The sequence below is a fragment of the Sphingomonas bacterium genome (genome assembly GCF_903644135.1).
Lineage (GTDB): Bacteria > Pseudomonadota > Alphaproteobacteria > Sphingomonadales > Sphingomonadaceae > Sphingomonas.
Genome location: NZ_CAHJXA010000342.1, coordinates 1 through 2,865 on the forward strand (window position 1 = coordinate 1; position 2,865 = coordinate 2,865).

The 2,865-nt window shown below is 68.4% G+C and carries 4 protein-coding genes; all 4 read right to left on the reverse strand.

Annotation, left to right across the window (positions count from 1 at the left end; all coding sequences use genetic code 11):
- Positions 1-177: 177 nt before the first annotated feature.
- Positions 178-1,059, reverse strand: a complete 882-nt coding sequence (locus tag HUU96_RS14130; RefSeq protein ID WP_174293381.1) for an aspartyl protease family protein — start codon at positions 1,057-1,059, stop codon at positions 178-180.
- Positions 1,056-1,892: an aspartyl protease family protein gene (locus tag HUU96_RS14135; RefSeq protein ID WP_174293382.1), complete on the reverse strand. Its 837-nt coding sequence runs from the start codon at positions 1,890-1,892 to the stop codon at positions 1,056-1,058. The genes HUU96_RS14130 and HUU96_RS14135 overlap by 4 nt, the downstream gene beginning before the upstream one ends.
- Before the next feature lie 24 nt (positions 1,893-1,916).
- Positions 1,917-2,333: a BlaI/MecI/CopY family transcriptional regulator gene (locus tag HUU96_RS14140; protein WP_174293383.1), complete on the reverse strand. Its 417-nt coding sequence runs from the start codon at positions 2,331-2,333 to the stop codon at positions 1,917-1,919.
- 76 nt (positions 2,334-2,409) lie between these two features.
- Positions 2,410-2,865: serine hydrolase (locus HUU96_RS14145; protein WP_174293384.1), on the reverse strand; the 456-nt coding region annotated here is incomplete at its 5' end.

The window sequence follows — 2,865 nt, forward strand, 5'->3', positions numbered from 1 at the left end:
CATAGCTCACCGCCCGGGGCCGCGGCTTCCTGCCTTGGAGGATATCGTACATCTGCCGATGCCCGATATCCTTCACAAAAGGCGACGTTCAGCAGCCTCTGTCCGCTTCCCCAAAGCAGACAATCGTTCATGTGCATTCTGATCTCGAGGATCACCACGTTTAGCCGGTACAGGATGCTACGGTTTGACGAGCGGTGGCGTGCCCATCCCGGCCGGTGCTTGGACAGCACTGCGCTTAAACCAGACCCGCCCGGCGGCGAGATCCATCGTGACCACCCAATTTTTGAGGAACGGCATGCCCAGATTGCCGTCGATCACGAGGTCCGGGCTGAAGATCAGGCCTGACGCCTCGATGCCGGGCGCGACCGAGAACCGGCCCTGCTGCGGTGCCGTACCGTGATCGGGAAGGCCCAGCAGCTTCAGAAGCGGCCGCGATACCAGGATGGTACCTCCGTTACCGCTGTCGAGCTCCAGCCTGATCGGGCCCTTGGCGGTCGGCGCTTCGACGAACATCGACAGGGCGATGCCGCCGATCTCGCGCGCGAGGTGCGCCGGCACCTCGGTTGTGCCCACGATGCGCTCGCGCAGGCTGGCCGGCGACTCCACGACGAGCTCCTGCCGGGCGAAGTCGATCGTGATCGTATGGCCGGCGAAGGCGTCAAGCGCCAGCAACCCGTCGATCGGCGTGTCCGGCGTTCCCACCTCCATCACGGCGACGACGGGACTGGTGAGCGGCAAGTCCCCCCAGCGCAGGTGCAGCGCATCGCAGCGCGGCGCGCTGATCTTCGTGCCGGTCATGTGGAAGCCGGTCACCGAGCCCCACGGGCCGCAGTTCAGCTCCTTGGCGAGCGCGGGCGAGATGACGGTCAGCCCGCCGGCGGTATCGAGCTGGAACAGCCGCTGCCGTCCGCCGACCTCGATCCGGGCCGCGACACCCTTGCGGTAGCTTTCAAGACGCAGTCTCGCGATCGGCTCGGCACCCGTGGAAGCGCCGGCTGGAGACGGGAGCCAGCCGAGCACCAGCCCGGCGACGATCGCACGGAGATGCCGGACGATCATCGGACACCTGCGGCAGGAGCAAGCCATGCCCGCCCGTTCTTCAGGTCGAGCGTTATGGCGCGGTCCCGGACGAGCTGCATCCCGATGTTGCCGTCCATGATCATGCCGGGAAACACGCGCGCCCGCGTCTTCAGCTCGGCCGTGCCGAGGCGGACCGTCACGTCCTGCGGCTCGCGGGTCGATGCGTTCAGCCCCAGTAGCGGCGCCATCGCCTGCGACGCGAAGATCGTCGGACCGGCGTTGCCCGTGTCGAGCTCCATCCAGGCAAGCCCGCGCGGCGTCGTGACGCCGACGTTGACGTCGAGGCCACCGGCATCGCCGCGCACCAGCCGCATCGGCACTTCCACCGCGTCGGGCAGCCGGCGCTTCGCAGAGGCGGGCGTCTCCAGGATCACGCGCCGGTGGGCAAGGTCGATGGTGATCGTCCGGCCGGCGAACAGGTCGAGGCCGACGGCACCGTCGAGTGGCGGCGTGTCCCTGCCGGCGATCTCGCCCAGATCGTAGACGATCACGGAGGGCGCGACATATCGACCCGAGCCGATGCCGAAAGAGACGCCGTCGCAGCGCTTGGTATCGAGACGCTCGCCGAGCATCCGGAAGGCGGTGATGCTGCCCCACGGCTCGCAGCCGAGCGCCCTGGCGAGCGCGGGGGCAATCATGGTCAGCCCCTCGCCCGTGTCGAACAGGAAGCTGCGCGGCCTGCCCGCGACCACCGCCTGGATCGTGAACTGCTTGCCCTGGTACAGGCTCAGCGGCACCGTCTCGCCGCCGTTCGGCATCGGCGCTGCGGCAGAGCTGCCGAGCAGGGCGCCCAGCATCAGCAACGTCTTCATCTTGTCCCTTCCCGTTCCCCTGGATCAACCGTCCGGGCTGGTCGCTCCCTCGTCATGAGCATCGAGTACCGCCCTGATGTCGTCGATGTCCTCGTCCGCCGGCGTCAGGCCCAGCGCGAACGACGCGAGGCCGAACAGCGAGCCGGCGAACAGCTTGCGCGCAACCTCGCCCACATAGGCGGCGCGCACCTGGGGCTCCGTCACCGTAGCGAGATAGAAGTGCATCCGCTCCTTATCGAGCCGCGTGACCAGCCCCTTGGCGAGCATGATCTGCAGGAGCTTGAGCACGGTGGTGTAGCCGCGTGTCCGCCGCTCGTTCAGCACGAAGTGCGCGCTGCCGACGGTGCTGCGGCCTTGTTCCCAGATCACCTGCAGGATCTCCAGCTCCGCCTCGGTCGGCAGCGGCACGTCGCTGTCGGGAAAGGTCGGAAGCCGCTTCATGCGCAGTTGCTACGTCGATCTTCGTAGCGAGTCAACGTAAGCCTTCGTAGCGTCGCCGCGTCGCGGCGGACGAGCATCACTTCAGCCAGGCGAACGCATCGAACTCGCGGTGGAAGACGGTGCGGGCGGCGCGCTCGTACACCTTGCGCCCGGCCTCGCCATTGGTGAGGAGGACGACCGCCGCGCCCGAGGCGAAGTCAAGGACGAACAGATCAGCGACGCCGTCGTTCGCACCCCAGTGCCAAGCGAAACGCCGCCCGCCGGCGCGCTCCAGCCCCCAGCCGAGGCCCCAGTCGAGCGTCCCTTTCACCCGCGTGGTCGGCGTCGAGAGCGCCGGGTAGCGCTGCGCAAAGGCCAGAAACCGGGCGTAATCGCCAGCGGTGGTCCACAGCCCCGCGGCCATGTTGGGCGTCATGAAGATCGGCAGCGCCGGCTTGCCGAGCGCGACGGCCGCCTTCTCCCGCTCGGCCAGCGTCCAGCGGTCGACCGGCTTCGGCGGGCCGGCGTCGCGGCGGGTCGCGTAGCCCGCCGG

What these genes read in the sequence shown, in the direction of transcription:
- HUU96_RS14130 (WP_174293381.1), bottom strand. Translation starts at nt 1,059, where the DNA reads ATGATCGTCCGGCATCTCCGTGCGATCGTCGCCGGGCTGGTGCTCGGC.
- HUU96_RS14135 (WP_174293382.1), bottom strand. Translation starts at nt 1,892, where the DNA reads ATGAAGACGTTGCTGATGCTGGGCGCCCTGCTCGGCAGCTCTGCCGCA.
- HUU96_RS14140 (WP_174293383.1), bottom strand. Translation starts at nt 2,333, where the DNA reads ATGAAGCGGCTTCCGACCTTTCCCGACAGCGACGTGCCGCTGCCGACC.